Here is a 15066-nt window from a genome sequence, read left to right on the forward strand (position 1 = left end):
GACCCGCCGCAGTGGCTTTCCGGACCCGCCGCGGTGGCCCTTCGTGGCCCGACCCGGTGGCGCCGACGACCCGCCGTCACGGCAACCGGCGACCAGCCATGACTCCAGCTCGCCACCCACCACCGTGACCGGGCGACCCATCGCAATGACAGCCGACGACCAACCTCACGGCAGACAGCGACCAGTCGCGGTGACAGCCCGCAGCCCACCACCGTGACAGGCGACCCGTCGCGGTGACAGCCGGCGAACCGCCGAATTCACAGCCGGGGACCCGCCGCGGTGACAGCCGGCGAACCGCCGTCCCCGCCCGCCCACCGGACGGGCCGCCGCTCGGGTAGCGCCGGCACGACCGAGCCGTCGACGAAGATGCCGTGCCACAGGGAGAACGACAGCAGGATCCACAACTTCCGGGCGTTGTCGGCGTCGCCGCGTTCGTGCTGTTTCAGCAGTTCGTGCCCGTATTCGAGGTCGATCAGGTGCCCCGCTCCCGACGTGGACAGCACGTGGTGGGCCCATTCCGCGAGTTCCGTGCGCAGCCACCGCCGGGCCGGCGTCGGGAAGCCGAGCTTCGGCCGGTCGGTGATGAAGTCCGGCACGATGCCCGCGAGGGCCCGGCGCAGTGCGTACTTGGTGGTGCGGCTGCCGGCCGGGACCTTCAGCCGGTCGGGCAGCCGCGACATGACCTCGAACACGCCCCGGTCCAGGAACGGCACGCGCAGTTCCAGCGAATGCGCCATCGACATCCGGTCGGCCTTGGTCAGGATGTCGCCGGGCAACCACGTGTTGACGTCGATGTGCTGCATGGTGGTGACGTCGTCGAGGTCCGCGGCCTCGGCGTAGAGCGCCGCGGTCACGTGCTGGTGACCCACCCCCGGCTCGCCGCGGAGGATCCGGGCCTTCTCCTCGTCGCTGAGGACACGTGCGTTGCCGAAGTAGCGCGTCTCGATCGGCGTCGTGGCCCGCTGCAGATAGCTCTTGCCCTTGACGCCCTCCGGGATCGCCCGGGCCAGGGCACGCAGGCCGCGCTGGAGCGGTGCGCCGAGGCGGCGCACCGGCGCGAGGGACCGCGGCTCCCGGTAGATGGTGTAGCCGCCGGCGAGCTCGTCCGCGCCCTCGCCCGACAGCACCACGGTGACGTGTTCGGCCGCCGTCTGCGCCAGGAAGTACAGCGGGACGATCGACGGATCGGCGACCGGGTCGCCGAGGTGCCAGATGATGCGCGGCAGCGCCTCCATCACCTGCTCCGGCTTGACGATAGTGGGTATCAGGTCGACGCCGAGGTGCCGGGCCGACCGCTCGGCCACGTCGAACTCGGAGTACGCGGTGGCGGTGTCGAAGCCGGCGGTGAAGGCGTGCAGGCGGGGATGGACCTCGGCGGCGAGTGCGACGATCGCGGTCGAGTCGATCCCGCTGGACAGGAACGCGCCGACCGGGACGTCCGCACGCAGATGGCAACGCACGCTCTCCCGCAGCGCGTCGCGCAGTTCGTCCACAATGGACTCCTCCAGGACCGCCGGGTCCGGGCGGAACGTGGGCCTGGCGTATCGCCGGACCACCGGCGGGTAGCCGAGCGCGCGGGTGAGCAGGCCGCCGCTGGGCAGCCGCGCGATGTGCCGGTGCAGGGTGTACGGCTCGGGCACGTACTGCATCGTCAGGTAGAGCGACAGCGCGGTCCGGTCGAGCTCCCCGCCGGCGATCCCCAGCAGCGGCGGCTTCTCGCTCGACAGCCACAGTCCCTCGATGGTCGGCAGGTAGTACAGGGGTTTGATCCCGAACTGGTCCCGCGCCGCGTGCACCGTCTCGGTGGCCGAGTCCCAGAGGGCGAAGGCGAACATGCCGCGGAACCGCTCCAGCGCCGCGTCGCCCCAGTAGTGGTAGGCGGCGGCAACCACCTCGCTGTCGCCGTCGGTGGCGAACTCCGCGTCGTGCCCGCGGATGAGTTCCTCGCGCAGTTCCTCGAAGTTGTAGATCTCGCCGTTGAACACCAGCGTCCACCGGCCCGCGTCCGGCCCGCTCGGCGGGTACTGCAACGGCTGCCGGCTGCCGTGCACGTCGATGATGGCGAGCCGTTTGAAACCGGCCGCCACGCATTGTCCGGACCGTTCCAGGGCCATGTCGTCGGGGCCGCGGTGGTGCAGCAGCTCGAGCTGCCGTTCCACCTGGCCGAGGGTCTCTGGGGAGATAGCGAAGTCCCCCACGTACATCAGGAAGCCGCACATGGCGTCGTTTCCCTTCGGTCGCCTCGCGTGGCAGCGGTGTCGGGCCGCAGACCGCTCTGTCGGCGGTCGCCGGTGAGCCGTCGCCGGTGAGCTCCCGGCGGTGCCGGCCGAGCCCCCGTTCGAACGGCCACAATGCGCCGCGCGATCCAGCCGAACAGAACCCGCCACGTTCGGCGCCCGATTGCCCGGCCGTCATCCGATCGCTCCTCACCAGGGGATACAGGTGGGTGAACCAGCCCAAGGGTGACTATCCGGGCGGCCGGGCCAGCCTGCCGTTTGGCCGGACGACCCCTCGGGTAGCGGCGCGCCGGTCACATCGGTCCGTCCCGGATCGGCAGGAAGCGAACCACCCGTTGTCTTGTTGGGGAGTAGCCAATGCGCCTCGTCCGCGTCCGACGCCGACCCGCACACGAAGCCGGCACCGACGCGCCGAGCCGCTCAGCGCTGGCACGCGGGCTCAGGGGGATGGCCCGGCTCGCCCTGTGCGGTGTCATCTCGGGTCTGGTCGTGGCCGCCGGTGTGCTCCCGCTCGCACTCATCGGCGGCTCCACGGTGAACGCCGGCCGCGACGTGTGGGTGAACCTGCCGTCGAACCTGGCGATGCCACCGCCGCCGCAGGCCACCTACGTCTACGCCAACGACGGCAGGACGCTCATCACCACGTTCTACGACGAGAACCGCAAGGACGTGCCGCTGGACCAGATCGCACCGGTGCTCCAGCAGGCCGTCGTCGCGGCCGAGGACACCCGCTTCTACCAGCACCGCGGTGTCGACGGCAGGAGCGTCCTGCGGGCGCTGGTCTCCAACGGCCGGGGCGGCGCCCAGCAGGGCGCCTCGACGCTGACGATGCAGTACGTCCGCAACGTGCTGAAGAACGACCCGAGCCTGTCGCCGCAGCAGCGGGTCGACGCGGGTGCCGACACGCCCGCCCGCAAGGTGCGTGAGATGCGCTACGCGACGATGCTGGAACAGCACCTGAGCAAGCAGGACATCCTCAAGGGGTACCTGAACATCGCCTACTTCGGGGCCGGCGCCTACGGCATCTACGCCGCGAGCCAGACGTACTTCGGCAAGTCGGCCCTGGACCTGACGCTGCCCGAGGCGGCGCTGCTGGCCGGGCTGCTGCAGTCACCGGACGGCGACAACCCGATCAGCGGCGACCGGACCGCGGCCCTGCAGCGCCGTGCCTACACGCTCGACGCGATGACGAAGATGGGGGTGATCAGCGCCGCGGACGCCGCCGCGGCGCAGGCCCAGGAGCTGAAGATCAACGAGCGCGACCTGCCCAACAACTGCGTGTCCGTCCCGCCGGCGCACAACGACTGGGGCTTCTTCTGCGACTACTTCCGCCAGTGGTGGGGCAGCCAGCCGGAGTTCGGCGCCACCCGCGCCGAGCGCGACGAGACGCTGCGCACCGGCGGCTACACGGTGGTCACGTCGCTCGACCCGGGGATCCAGGCGAGCACGCTGAACCAGTCCCTGAGCGTCTACGGCTACGGCAGCGCGCGGTCGATGCCGCTGGCCGTCGTCACCCCCGGCAGCGGCCGGGTCCTCGCGATGGCCGTCAACCGCCACTACAGCCTGGCTCCCAACCCGCCCCAGCACCCGCGGTACCCGAACAGCGTCAACCAGCTCATCGCGGGCGGTGGCGGCGTCGCCGGATATCAGGCGGGCTCGACGTTCAAGATGTTCACCATGCTCGCCGCGCTCGACGCGGGCCTGCCGCTGAACACCAGGTTCAACGCACCGAGCCGGCTGGCGACCGGGTGGCCGGGCAGCGGGCCGGGCAGCTGCGGAGGCCGGTGGTGCCCCGCGAACGAGTCCCCGAGCTGGATGAACGGGGACCGGACGATGTGGAACGGCTTCGGCCGTTCGGTCAACACCTACTTCGTCTGGCTCGAGCAGCAGATCGGCGCGCGCCGCGTGGTCGAGATGGCGCAGCGGCTCGGCATCACGTTCCGCTCCGGCGCGGACGCCGCGATGGCGGCCAAGGCGGACCAGTGGGGGTCGTTCACCCTCGGCGTCGCCTCGACCACACCGCTCGACCTCGCCAACGCCTACGCCGCGGTCGCCGCCGGAGGCCTGTACTGCCAGCCGCTGCCGGTGCTGTCGATCACCGACACCAACGGCAGACCGGTCGACGCCGCCGCCCCGAAGTGCCGGCAGGTGATCAGCGCCGACGTGGCGGCCGCCGCGACCGACGCGGCCCGGTGCCCGGTCAGCCGGTCGTCGGCGTACAACAAGTGCGACGGCGGCACGGCCGAGAACGTGTCCGGCATCCTCGGCGGCCGCCCGGTCGCGGGCAAGACCGGCAGCTCCGAGTACAACTCGACGGAGACGTTCGTCGGCTTCACCCCGCAGATCGCGGCGGCCGGCATCGCGGTGAACGTGGACAACCCCAACGACCAGGTGGGCAGCGGCGTCGCCGGCTCGGTCAACGCCGCCGTCGCGCAGACCATCGCGGCCGCGCTGCGCGGCCAGCCGGTCCAGGCGTTCCAGCCACCCAGCCGGGTGCGGGCCCTGGGCCGCTGACCGCGCCGGGTCAGGCAGAATACCCGCGCAGGGCGGTCCAGTGGGCGAGCTTGGCCGTCGTCAGCGTGTAGTACCCGACGCCCAGAGCGTCCGCGGGGTCGGCGATCTTCACCGTCCTGCCGCCGTTGCTGTAGCCCACCACCGTGAGGTAGTGGCCGCCCGGGTACGAGTGCGAACCTCCCTTGTCGTCCACAGTGGAGCCGGCGATGTTGGCGACCACGGCGTAGCCGTTGGTGATCGCGTTGACGATGTCCGCCTGCATCCGGTCGATCTCCGCCTGGGTGGCCGACTGACCGGTGATGAAGTGCGACTTGTAGAAGGAGCTCTTCGTGTACGCGTTGAGCGACCGGGTGGTGTCGTCGGCGGAGTTGGTGCCGTTGACGGTCGTGCGCAGGCTCTGGGCGACCTCGGACTGGGACGGGTACAGCTCTCGCGCGGTCAGTGCGATGCGGGTCGCGGCCGGGCCGCAGAAGTAGTAGTTCTCCTGCCAGGCGAACCGGTACGCGAGCTCCTTCGCCGCCGGCGGAGCGGCCGGCGTGGTGGCGGCCGGTGTGGTGGCGGCGGGCGGGGCGGCCGTGGACGGCGCCGCACCGGCGGCCTTCGAGGGGGTGGTCGCGGCGTTGGGCGCCGCCTGCGTCCGCTGCCGGTCACGCGCGGCCGGTGCGGCACCGGACCACGACGGATCCGCGGAGGTCAGCGACTGCGCGTCGGCCATCGGCGCGGGCGCCGAGGCGTGCACGGCCACGCCGACGACCGCCGTCACCGCGAGGACCGCCGCGGCGGCCGCGATCGGCAACACGCGGGAACGTGCCGCGATCGGCAGCACGCGGGAACGTGCCGCGACGGGACTCTGGTGCCTGGGTTTGTACAGGTAGCTCACGGGTACCTCGACAGACATGCTGGATAACGGCTGCTGTTGCCGGTGCCGGACGTGATCCGGGCAGCGGGCCGGCCCGACCGGCGCGGGCCGGTGCGGTGAGGACCGGCGGCTACCGGGCCGGGCCGAGGGTCGAGGTGGTGCGACACGGGTGATACCGGGTCAATGGCTGCACGGTGGTGCTCCTTCCGGTGCCGCCTACCGGGTTAGCTGACGGGTTCGGGCGGGAAGATCGCCCTACCTCGGGGCGCAGGCCCCGCGGATTCACCCCGGTGGTGCTCGGTTCCCCGGCTCGCGTGGACGCGACTCAGCGGATCCGCCGCGGTGTCATCCGAGGTGGGTGACGGTGGGCCGGGCGGATGCGAGGACCCTACCGGGGCGGCGCAAGGGCACCGGATCCCGCCGTGCGGCTCGGCTACCGGGCGAGACGACGGCGTGGCGAACGGACCTGGTGCACACCGTGGGCGGGCCGCCGGTCGGCCGGGTGGCGCCCCCGGTGCACCTCGCCGACCGCGTCCCGGCGCTCTGCGGCCCGCCCGGTCTCCGGTCGGCTGGTCCGCACGCCTGCCAGGACCCCTGGTCAGGGCCACCCCTAAGCTCGCCGGATGCTCCCGGGCGCCGATGATGACCAGCAGCTCAACGGTGCGCAGGTGCGCGGTCCCCGCCACCTCCGCCGCTCCCGCCGGGGGCGGCACGCGACCCGCTTCCGGCTGCGCGCACCCGTGCCGGCGCAGCTGCGCCGGCACGCCGTCGCCGTCGCCGCCGTCGCGGCGGTCGCCCTGTCCGCGACGCTGTCGTCGTCGACCGGGCCGGTCGCCGCGCCGGTGAACGGGGTGGCGCTCGCCGTCGACGACGGACGGTCGGCGGCCGACGCGCCCGCCTCGCGCAGCCGCGCCCGGAAACCCGCCGACGGCGCGGATGCCGCCCCGGCACCGACGACGGCCGCCCCGACGACGGCCGCCAAGCCGCCGGCGTCGCCGTCGCCGGCCGGGCAACCCGCGTCGCCCTCGCCGACCGTGCACGCGCCCGTCGGCGGGCTGACCCAGGCCGAGATGAACAACGCCGTCGCGATCATCGAGGTTGCCCGGCAGCTGAACCTGCCGCGCCGCGCGGCCGTCGTGGGGATCGCCACCGCGCTGCAGGAGAGCCACCTGCGAAACCTCGCGAACCCGAACCTGCCGCAGTCGCTGCAGCATCCCAACGAGGGCGTCGGGTACGACTACGACTCGGTCGGCCTGTTCCAGCAGCGGCCGAGCTGGGGTTCGGTCGACCAGCTGATGGACGCGCGCGAGTCCGCGCGCAGGTTCTTCGCGGCGCTGGCCCGGATCCAGGGCTGGGAGCAGCAGGCCGTCACCGTCGCGGCGCAGCTGGTGCAGCGCTCGGCGTTCCCGGACGCCTATGCGAAGTGGGAAGGGCTCGCCCAGCAGATCGCGGACGCCGTCGGGTAGGGACCGCCTCGCGCGGTCCCGGGTCCTCCGCGATGTCACCCACTTCCCGGCCCGGCCTCGCACGGACGGGCACGACGATGCCCCCATGTCCATGCACAGGCAGAGAACATGAGACGGCCCGGCCGGACGGCCGTTGCGCTGGTCGCGCTCGCGTTGGGAGCGCAACTGGGCCTATCGGCGTGCCACAGTTCGAAGAAGCACACGGCGGCGAAGTGGACCGCTCCCGCGCCGCCGGTGGTCGCGCTGGCCGTCAGCCCGGCGGCGGGTGAGTCGGGGGTGCCGATCAGCACCGAGATCGGCACGAAGGTGAGCGACGGGAAGGTCACCGAGGTCGCCCTGACCGACGCGGCGGGCCAGCGGGTCGCCGGCGAGCTGCGCGACGACGGGTCCTCATGGGTGCCTGCCACCGCGCTGCGCTACGGCACGGCCTACACCGCGAAGGTCACCGCGGCCGGCACCGACAACAAGCCGGTGACCCGGGAGACGGCCTTCACCACGGCGGCGAAGCCCAGCGGCCCGGTCGTCACGTCCGACCTGATGCTGACCAACGGCGGGACCTACGGCGTCGGCATGCCGATCGTCGTGCAGTTCGGCTCCGACGTCCCGCAGGAGTCACGCGCCGCGGTGCAGCAGCGTCTGTTCGTGAAGAGCGATCCGCCGCAGGCCGGTGCGTGGCACTGGTTCGGCGGCCGGCAGGTGATGTACCGGCCGGAGCAGTACTGGCAGCCGGGCACGAAGATCACCGCCCGCAAGGCACTCAACGGCGTGCGGATCGGCGCCGGCCACGCCGACGAGGACTTCGCCGCGACGGTCACCATCGGCCGGAAGCTGACCATCGACATCGACAACGCCACGAAACAGCTGAACGTCTACCAGAACGACGCGCTCGTGCGGAGCATGCCGGTGAGCCTCGGCAAGCCGTCGACGCCGACGTCGAGCGGCGTCACCGTGGTCATGTCGCGGGAGGCCTCGACGGTGTTCCGCACCCCGGAGTACACCGTCGCGGTGCAGTACGCCATGCGGCTGACGTGGGGCGGCCAGTACATCCACGCCGCGCCGTGGTCGGTGGGCGACCAGGGGAGACGCAACGTCTCCCACGGCTGCACCAACGTCTCGACCGCGAACGCGAAGTGGCTGTACGAGCAGACACTCGTCGGCGACCCGGTCACCACGCGCAACACCGGGGTCCCGCTGGATCCCGGTGACGGCTGGACCGCATGGGACCTGTCCTGGGCCGACTACAAGACCTGACGCGCCGGCCCGGCGAGGCTGTTTCCCGCCGGGCACCCGAACCAGCGAACCCGAACCAGCGAACCCGAACCAGCGAACCCGAACCAGCGAACCCGAACCAGCGAACCCGACCAAGGAACTCCGACCAGGGAAATCCGACCAAGGAGTTCGATCCAGAGAGGAAGGACCATGGAAGTCATCCGCGCCTCGAGCCGGGGCCGGCCGGCCCCGCAAGAGTGCTACTCCGGCGTCGTGTGGATCGACCGGGACGTCACCGGTCTGGAAGCGTCCCACCTGCGGGCGTTCCACGCGCAGTTCAGTCCCGGTGCCCGGACGGCCTGGCACCGCTGCCCGTACGAACGGATCCTGACCGTCCTGCACGGCGTGGGCCGGGTGCGGCGCCGGGGCGGCCCGGTCCACGAGGTGCGCGCCGGGGACACCGTCGTCGTCGCGGCCGGTGAGTGGCACTGGCACGGCGCGGCACCGAACACGCCCATGGCCGTGGTGTCGGCACACGAGACCGGACCGGACGGCACCGGCACGGACGGCACCGGCACCGGCACGCAGTGGGGCGAGCAGGTGACCGACGCCGAGTACCGGCTGCCACCGATCACCGCGATGATCCGCCAGCCGGACCGGGACCGGGTCCCGCAGCGCGAGGCGTGCTGGTAGCGCTTCCCGGTTCCGGTGCCGTCCCGCGGCTGTCACGGCCGCGGGGTCCGGGCCCTGGCGGTGTGCCGGCGGTACGCGCTCACGGTCGGGTCGCCGGTCAGCCAGAACCGCCACGGGATGTCGTGCGCGCCGGTGACCCCGACCCGCGGGCCGGCGGAGACGACGGCCGCCGGGGCCGGCGTGGGCGGTCGCAGCAGGGGCGGGTCGCCGAGCAGGTACGTGCCGTAGAACCCACGGTCGATGGCGAGCGCGGCGCACAGCCGGGCCGGCCCGCGGGCCAGCTCCACGTCCGTGCGGGCGGCCGGGCGGCGGGCCCGGGCGGTGGGCAGGCCGTCGACGATCTCGCCGGCGCGCAGGAGCACGGCCGAGGCGACGCCGTCGACGCCGGTGACGACGTTGACGCAGTAGTACATGCCATAGGTGAAGTAGACGTACGCGTAGCCGGCCGGGCCGAACATGACGGCGTTGCGCGGGGTGCGGCCGCGGTGGGCGTGCGAGGCGGGGTCCTCGCCGGTGCCGGAGTACGCCTCGACCTCGGTGAGGCGGACCGTCACCCCGTTGGCGGTGAGGGTGCAGCCGAGCAGGGCCCGCGCGGCGACGTCGACGGGGCCGGTGAGGTCGAGGGTCATCCGGTGATCCGGCCGATCCGCAGGACGAGCGCGTCGACGGCCTCGTCGAACGGCGGCCACGGGAAGCCGGGCACGAACTGGCGCATCATGACCGCGCCGTGCAGCGACGTCCACAGGGTGGTCGCGTCGACGAACGGGTCGGTGCTGTCGGAGCGGCCGGCGGCGACGCAGTTCGCGAGCCCGTCGACGAGCACCTCGAAGGCCTGCAGGCGGCTGCGCCACCGGGGCGGCACGTCCTCCATCCGCAGTGGCAGCTTCAGCTCGGGGCGGCCCTCGCGGAGGCGGCCGAAGAGGACCCGGTAGCGGGCGGGCTCCCGCTGGGCGAAGTCGACGTAGGCGTGGCAGCCGGCCAGCAGCGACGCGACCGGGTCGTCCTGCCGGGTGCCGGTGGTGCTCAGGATCAGCTGGCGGAGCCGCTCGAACGCGATGTCGAGGACGGCCTCGACGATGGCGTCGCGGTCGGCGAAGTGCGCGTAGATCGACGGGGCGGCGATGCCGGCCTCGCGGGCGACGGACCGCAGGGTGATCGCGGCCTCGTCGCCCTCGCGTTCCAGGATGCGTTCCGCCGCGGCGACGATCTCGTCACGCAGGAGGCCGCCCTCGCCCCTGCGGTTGCGAGTGCGGCCTCCCGAGGTGCTCATCGGTCCATCATGCCGGTTGCGGGACGAGGACCGGCACGGCGGGAACCGGTGCGGCGGGCCGGATGACCGCCACCGCCAGGGCCATCAGGAGCGCGATCCCGGCCGCGACGAGGGCACCACGGTCCATCGCGGCGGTGAACGCGGCGTCGGCGGCGGACAGGACGCGCTGCGCGTCGGCCGGCGGCAGGGCGGCCGCGGCGGCGTGCGCGGCCGGCAGGTCGGCGTCCGGCAGGACGAGCGCCGGGTCGCCGCGGTACGCCGAGGAGACCACGGTGCCGAGGACCGCGATGCCCAGGACGCCGCCGAGCTCCCGGATGACGCTGTTGAGCGCGCCGGCCATGGAGCTGTACTCGGCCGGGACGGAGCCGCTGATCTGCAGGCTGGCCGGGGCCATCATCATGCCCATGCCGAGGCCGATGATCCCGGTGCCGAACGCGACCTGCCAGAAGGCGGTGTGCACCGCCGTGGTGGACAGCGACAGCAGGCCGACGACCGCGAGGGACAGGCCGAGGACGAGGGTCCAGCGCACCCCGAGCCGCTTGGACAGCAGCGCCGAGGTCGCCGACGTGGTCGCCATGGCGACGGCGAACGGCATCGCGCCGAGCCCGGCGACGAGCGGGCTGTAGCCGTGCACCAGCTGCAGGTACTGCGACAGCTCGAACAGCGTGCCGAACAGGACGAAGAACACCACGGCGAGGGACAGGGCGGCGAGCAGGAAGGTCCGGTTGGCGAACAGGTCCAGGCGCACCAGCGGCGACGAGGTCCGCAACTGCCAGATCACGAAAAAGACGGACAAAAACGCTGCAACGGCCAACTCCCCGAAGCCGAAGATCGAGGTCCAGCCCCGCGACGGCGCCTGGATCACGAAGTCCACCAGCAAGGCCACCGCGGCGGTGGACAACACAGCCCCGAGCACGTCCAGCCGCCCGGTGCGCACCGCGGGCACCGCCGGTACCAGACGGAAAACGGCGACCAGAGCAGCAGCGACGAGCGGCACGTTGATCCAGAAGGCGCTGCTCCACGAGTAGTGCTCCAGCAGCGCCCCGCCGGTCACCGGCCCGATGAGCACGCCGACGCCGGCCGCCGCCGACCAGGCCGCGAACGCCTTCGGCCGCTCCGCGGGGGTGAAGATGCGGGTGATGATCGCGAGGGTCGCCGGCATGACGAACGCGGCGCCGAGCCCCATCACCGCCCGCCACGCGATCAGTTGCCCAGGCGAGTCGGACAGCGCCGCGATCGCGGACCCGCCGCCGAAGACGACCAGGCCGCCGATGAGCGCCCGGCGCGAGCCGAGCCGGGCGCCGAGGCTGCCGGCGAGGATCAGCGCCGAGGCGAAGACGAGGGTGTACGCGTCGGTGATCCACTGCAGGTCCGACGTGGTGGCGTGCAGCCCGTGCGCCAGGGACGGCAGGGCGGTGTTCAGCACGGAGTTGTCGAGGGTGACGGCGACGAGGGTGAGGCTGAGCACCGCGAGCGCGGCCCACCGGCGCGGATGTTCGGACATTGCAGGCACCCCTTAGGGACGTGTGTTTACGCCCGTAAGGTTAACCACGTCAGCTAACGCCTGTAAAGTTACTTGAACGGGATCCAGGACGTGGCGGTCGTCACCTCCGCCAGAACGTCCGGAATGGGCGTGACGCCGATCCCCGGGCCGGCCGGCACCGCCACATGGCCCGCCTCCAGAACGAACGGCGCGGTGATGTCGCGGGCGTAGTAGCGGTCCGAGGCGGACGTGTCGCCGGGCAGCGTGAACCCGGGCAGCGCGGCGAGGGTCACGTTCGCGGCCCGGCCGAGCCCGGTCTCCAGCATCCCGCCCGCCCACACCGCGACCCCGTTGGCGACGCACACGTCGTGCACCCGCCGCGCCTCCAGGTAGCCGCCGACCCGGCCGGGCTTGATGTTGACGATCGAGCACGCGCCGAGCGCGATGGCGTCCGCGGCGGCGCGGGCGCTGACGATCGACTCGTCCAGGCAGATCGGCGTGCGGACCAGCCGCGCCAGGGCCGCGTGCCCGCGCACGTCGTCCTCCGGCAGCGGCTGCTCGATGAGCAGCAGGTCGAACGGGTCGAGCCGGGCGAGCTGCCGCGCGTCGCCGAGGGTGTACGCGGTGTTCGCGTCCACCTGCAGCAGCACCGCGTCACCGAACCGTTCCCGGACCGCGCGGACCGGTTCGACGTCCCAGCCCGGCTCGATCTTGAGCTTGATCCGCAGATATCCGGCGTCGAGATACCCGGCGACCGCGTCCAGCAGCGCCGGGACCGAGTCCATGATGCCGACCGAGACCCCTGCCGGCACCCGGTCGCGGACCGCGCCGAGGAACCCGCCCAGCGGCGTGCCGGCCGCCCGCAGCACCGCGTCGAGCACCGCCGTCTGCACCGCCGCCTTCGCCATCGGGTGCCCCTTGAACGGCGCGAACAGCGCCTCGGCCGACCAGGCGTCCACGTCGCGGCCCGCGAGGGCGGGCGCGAGGAACCGGCGGATCACCTCGGCCGCGCCGTCGACGTACTCCGAGGAGTACAGCGGCGCCCCCATCGCCACGCACTCGCCCCAGCCCTCGGCGTCCGCGCCGACCGCCCGCACCAGCAGCACGTCCCGCTCCCGTTCGGTCCCGAACGAGGTGCGGAACGGCGCGACCAGCGGCATCGCGATCCGCCGCAACTCCAACCCTGCCAACCGCATCTACGCTTCCTCCAGCACATAGAACCCGTCGCGGGAGACGCCCGCGACCCGCCATCCGGCCGCCAGCCGGCCGACCATCGCCGCGCGCACCGCCAGGCGCCACGCCGTCGCCGCCGCCGGATCGCGCCGCCGCAGGTCCTCCACGTCGGTGGGCACTGCCACGAGCAACCGCGGCGTCGGTACGGCGGCAGCGCCGGCACCGCCGGGCCCGGCGACCGGTGCGCCGTCCGTGGTGCGGTCGAGGAGCTTCGGCGTACCCGCCAGATCCACGACGACCTGATCGCCGTGGGCGGCGGCGACGGCCTCGGGGGAGGCCAGCCGCCACACGAGCAGCAGCCGGTCGCTGAGGTCGCCGCTGTTGATGCCGTCGGCCATCGCGCCGTAGAACTCCGGCAGGTAGCGCACCGCCTGCCCGCCGAGCTTGCCCAGGTTGAAGTACGCGTTGCGCAGGACGAGCGGGTCGTAGGTCCAGCGCACCTCCGGCACGTCCCGGGCCAGGGTCCAGGCCCGCTGGTGCTGTTTCAGCGCGAACCCGACGCCCCGGCCGAGGCCGCCGGGCTCGACCCCGGCGACGAACGAGTGCAGGTGCGGGGTGCCGGTCTCGTCCCGGCCGAAGAAGCCGACGGCCGCCCCGACCAGCCGGCCGGCCCGCAGCGCCCCGGCGACGTAGTTGCCCGAGTGCGCATACGTCCGCAGCAGCCCCGGTGCCGCGATCTCGGCCGGGTGGTCGGCCCGCCACACCCGTTGCAGCAGCAGCGACGTGTCCTCGAACGCGGCCGCGTCCCCGGCGTCGGCGACCTCGATCACCTCGACCCCGGCCCGCTCCCCCGCCGCCCGGGCGCACGCCCACGCGTCCGCCACCAGGGAGTTCACGGCTCGCGGCCGATCGCGTCCACCAGCCCGGCGACGAGCGCGGCCCGGTCCGGCATGCTGGCCAGGTCGGACCACTCCCCCTCGGCGTGCGCGTTGCCGCCGATGACACCGAGGCCGTCGAGGGTCGGCACGCCGATCCCGGCGGTGAGGTTGCCGTCGGAGCCGCCGCCGACCGCCTCGCCCACCAGCGGCGGCAGCCCGAGCTCCAGGCCCACCCGCTGGGCGAGGGCGAACATCGCCGCCGACGCCGACGCGGGCATCGCCGGCCGGGACGGGCCGAGCTCCACCAGCAGCTCCGCGCCCGGCAGCACCGGGCGCAGGCCGCGCAGCGCCGCGTCGACCCGGGCCAGCTCCGCCGGGTCGAACGCCCGCGCGTCGACGCTGAGCCGCGCGCCCGCCGGCACGGTGTTGCTGGTCGTGCCGGCGCTCGAGTCGGTCGGGGTCACGGTCGTGTCCGGCGGGGCGCCGAGCGCCGCGATCCGCAGCACCTGGTGCGCCAGCTCGATCCCGGCGTTGATCCCGAGGTGCGGGGCGACCCCGGCGTGCGACGCCCGGCCGGTGACCCGCAGCGAGTAGTGCGCGATGCCCTTCCGGGCGATCTTCAGCCGCCCCCCGGCGCTGCCCTCCAGGATCAGCGCGCCGGCCGCGCCGGCCGCGGTGTCCTCGATGAGCGCCTGCGACGTCGGCGAGCCGATCTCCTCGTCGGAATTGCACACCACGGCGACCCCGTCGAGGTCCGACCGGGCCGCCAGGTCCGCCAGCGCGTGGAACAGCACGACCAGGCCGCCCTTCATGTCGACCACGCCGGGTCCGGTGCACCGGTCGCCGTCGATCGCGAACGGCCACCGGGCCAGGGTGCCCAGCGGCCACACCGTGTCGAAGTGCCCGACCAGCACGACCCGGACCGGCCCGCCGCCGAAGCGCCACCGCAGGTGCGGCCGGTCCGCGACGACGACCCGCTCCGGCGCCAGCCCGGTGCACCGCTTGCCGAGCTCGGCGACGACGTCGGCGCACCTGGCCAGGGCGTCGAGGTCGGCCGACGGCGACTCGACGGCGACGAGCCCGGCAAGGTCCTCACGCATGACGGGCGCGGCGGCCCGGAGTTGCTCCAACGCGCTCATCGGTCCAACCTATCCGGATCATCCGCCGCGCACCCCCGGTGCGGGATCCCCCGCCACCGGTGCCGGTCCGCCGTCGATGCGGACCGATGGTGCCCGCGGCCGGTTGCGTCGCCGAGAGTCGGACACCCGGCGGCGCACGGGCCGA

At 73.3% G+C, this 15066-nt stretch carries 12 protein-coding genes and 1 riboswitch; of the genes, 4 read left to right on the plus strand and 8 right to left on the minus strand.

Annotation, left to right across the window (positions count from 1 at the left end; translation table 11 throughout):
* Nucleotides 1-257: 257 nt before the first annotated feature.
* A complete protein-coding gene (asnB, locus tag ACFPIJ_RS56650) occupies nucleotides 258-2219 on the minus strand; it encodes an asparagine synthase (glutamine-hydrolyzing) (protein WP_380127875.1) in 1962 nt (653 codons plus the stop codon).
* Between the two features lie 465 nt (nucleotides 2220-2684).
* On the opposite strand from asnB, the gene ACFPIJ_RS56655 reads away from it, so the two are divergent.
* Nucleotides 2685-4751: a transglycosylase domain-containing protein gene (locus tag ACFPIJ_RS56655; RefSeq protein ID WP_380127876.1), complete on the plus strand. Its 2067-nt coding sequence runs from the start codon at nucleotides 2685-2687 to the stop codon at nucleotides 4749-4751.
* 10 nt (nucleotides 4752-4761) lie between these two features.
* On the opposite strand, the gene ACFPIJ_RS56660 is transcribed toward ACFPIJ_RS56655, so the two are convergent.
* The gene (locus tag ACFPIJ_RS56660; protein WP_380127877.1) at nucleotides 4762-5631 is read right to left on the minus strand and encodes a C39 family peptidase; all 870 of its coding nucleotides are present in this window, start codon (nucleotides 5629-5631) and stop codon (nucleotides 4762-4764) included.
* Nucleotides 5632-5808: 177 nt separating this feature from the next.
* A riboswitch (cyclic di-AMP (ydaO/yuaA leader) is annotated at nucleotides 5809-5951 on the minus strand.
* 282 nt (nucleotides 5952-6233) lie between these two features.
* Here ACFPIJ_RS56660 and ACFPIJ_RS56665 point away from each other — a divergent pair.
* The 3 genes from ACFPIJ_RS56665 to ACFPIJ_RS56675 all read left to right on the plus strand — a co-directional run bounded on the left by ACFPIJ_RS56665 (nucleotide 6234) and on the right by ACFPIJ_RS56675 (nucleotide 8978).
* The gene (locus ACFPIJ_RS56665; protein WP_380127878.1) at nucleotides 6234-7076 is read left to right on the plus strand and encodes a hypothetical protein; all 843 of its coding nucleotides are present in this window, start codon (nucleotides 6234-6236) and stop codon (nucleotides 7074-7076) included.
* A 108-nt stretch (nucleotides 7077-7184) separates the two neighbouring features.
* Complete coding sequence (locus ACFPIJ_RS56670; RefSeq protein ID WP_380127879.1) at nucleotides 7185-8327, plus strand: L,D-transpeptidase; 1143 nt, start codon at nucleotides 7185-7187, stop codon at nucleotides 8325-8327.
* A 168-nt stretch (nucleotides 8328-8495) separates the two neighbouring features.
* Nucleotides 8496-8978 carry a cupin domain-containing protein gene (locus tag ACFPIJ_RS56675; protein WP_380127880.1) on the plus strand — a complete coding sequence of 161 codons (483 nt, stop codon included), beginning with the start codon at nucleotides 8496-8498 and terminating at the stop codon, nucleotides 8976-8978.
* Nucleotides 8979-9010: 32 nt separating this feature from the next.
* Here ACFPIJ_RS56675 and ACFPIJ_RS56680 read toward each other — a convergent pair whose 3' ends face one another.
* The 6 genes from ACFPIJ_RS56680 to ACFPIJ_RS56705 form a co-directional block, all read right to left on the minus strand.
* Nucleotides 9011-9607, minus strand: a complete 597-nt coding sequence (locus ACFPIJ_RS56680) for a DNA-3-methyladenine glycosylase (RefSeq protein ID WP_380127881.1) — start codon at nucleotides 9605-9607, stop codon at nucleotides 9011-9013.
* Nucleotides 9604-10248, minus strand: a complete 645-nt coding sequence (locus tag ACFPIJ_RS56685; RefSeq protein WP_380127882.1) for a TetR/AcrR family transcriptional regulator — start codon at nucleotides 10246-10248, stop codon at nucleotides 9604-9606. Before ACFPIJ_RS56685 ends, ACFPIJ_RS56680 begins: the two co-directional genes overlap by 4 nt.
* Nucleotides 10249-10255: 7 nt before the next feature.
* Complete coding sequence (locus ACFPIJ_RS56690; RefSeq protein ID WP_380127883.1) at nucleotides 10256-11752, minus strand: MFS transporter; 1497 nt, start codon at nucleotides 11750-11752, stop codon at nucleotides 10256-10258.
* A gap of 68 nt (nucleotides 11753-11820) precedes the next feature.
* On the minus strand, nucleotides 11821-12927 hold the full coding sequence (gene menC, locus ACFPIJ_RS56695; protein WP_380127884.1) for an o-succinylbenzoate synthase: 1107 nt from the start codon (nucleotides 12925-12927) through the stop codon (nucleotides 11821-11823).
* Complete coding sequence (locus ACFPIJ_RS56700) at nucleotides 12928-13800, minus strand: GNAT family N-acetyltransferase (RefSeq protein WP_380127885.1); 873 nt, start codon at nucleotides 13798-13800, stop codon at nucleotides 12928-12930. It abuts the gene before it with no gap.
* Nucleotides 13797-14921, minus strand: a complete 1125-nt coding sequence (locus ACFPIJ_RS56705; protein ID WP_380127886.1) for a M20/M25/M40 family metallo-hydrolase — start codon at nucleotides 14919-14921, stop codon at nucleotides 13797-13799. The genes ACFPIJ_RS56700 and ACFPIJ_RS56705 overlap by 4 nt, the downstream gene beginning before the upstream one ends.
* Nucleotides 14922-15066 lie beyond the last annotated feature (145 nt).

It is taken from the genome of Dactylosporangium cerinum, assembly GCF_042653625.1.
In the GTDB taxonomy this organism is placed as follows: Bacteria; Actinomycetota; Actinomycetes; order Mycobacteriales; family Micromonosporaceae; genus Dactylosporangium; species Dactylosporangium cerinum.

Bases quoted from the DNA above. Each gene is read 5' to 3' on its own strand.
- ACFPIJ_RS56675 (WP_380127880.1), top strand. From the start codon at position 8,496: ATGGAAGTCATCCGCGCCTCGAGCCGGGGCCGGCCGGCCCCGCAAGAG.
- ACFPIJ_RS56690 (WP_380127883.1), bottom strand. From the start codon at position 11,752: ATGTCCGAACATCCGCGCCGGTGGGCCGCGCTCGCGGTGCTCAGCCTC.
- ACFPIJ_RS56670 (WP_380127879.1), top strand. From the start codon at position 7,185: ATGAGACGGCCCGGCCGGACGGCCGTTGCGCTGGTCGCGCTCGCGTTG.
- asnB (WP_380127875.1), bottom strand. From the start codon at position 2,219: ATGTGCGGCTTCCTGATGTACGTGGGGGACTTCGCTATCTCCCCAGAG.
- menC (WP_380127884.1), bottom strand. From the start codon at position 12,927: ATGCGGTTGGCAGGGTTGGAGTTGCGGCGGATCGCGATGCCGCTGGTC.
- ACFPIJ_RS56655 (WP_380127876.1), top strand. From the start codon at position 2,685: ATGGCCCGGCTCGCCCTGTGCGGTGTCATCTCGGGTCTGGTCGTGGCC.
- ACFPIJ_RS56680 (WP_380127881.1), bottom strand. From the start codon at position 9,607: ATGACCCTCGACCTCACCGGCCCCGTCGACGTCGCCGCGCGGGCCCTG.
- ACFPIJ_RS56705 (WP_380127886.1), bottom strand. From the start codon at position 14,921: ATGAGCGCGTTGGAGCAACTCCGGGCCGCCGCGCCCGTCATGCGTGAG.
- ACFPIJ_RS56685 (WP_380127882.1), bottom strand. From the start codon at position 10,248: ATGAGCACCTCGGGAGGCCGCACTCGCAACCGCAGGGGCGAGGGCGGC.
- ACFPIJ_RS56665 (WP_380127878.1), top strand. From the start codon at position 6,234: ATGCTCCCGGGCGCCGATGATGACCAGCAGCTCAACGGTGCGCAGGTG.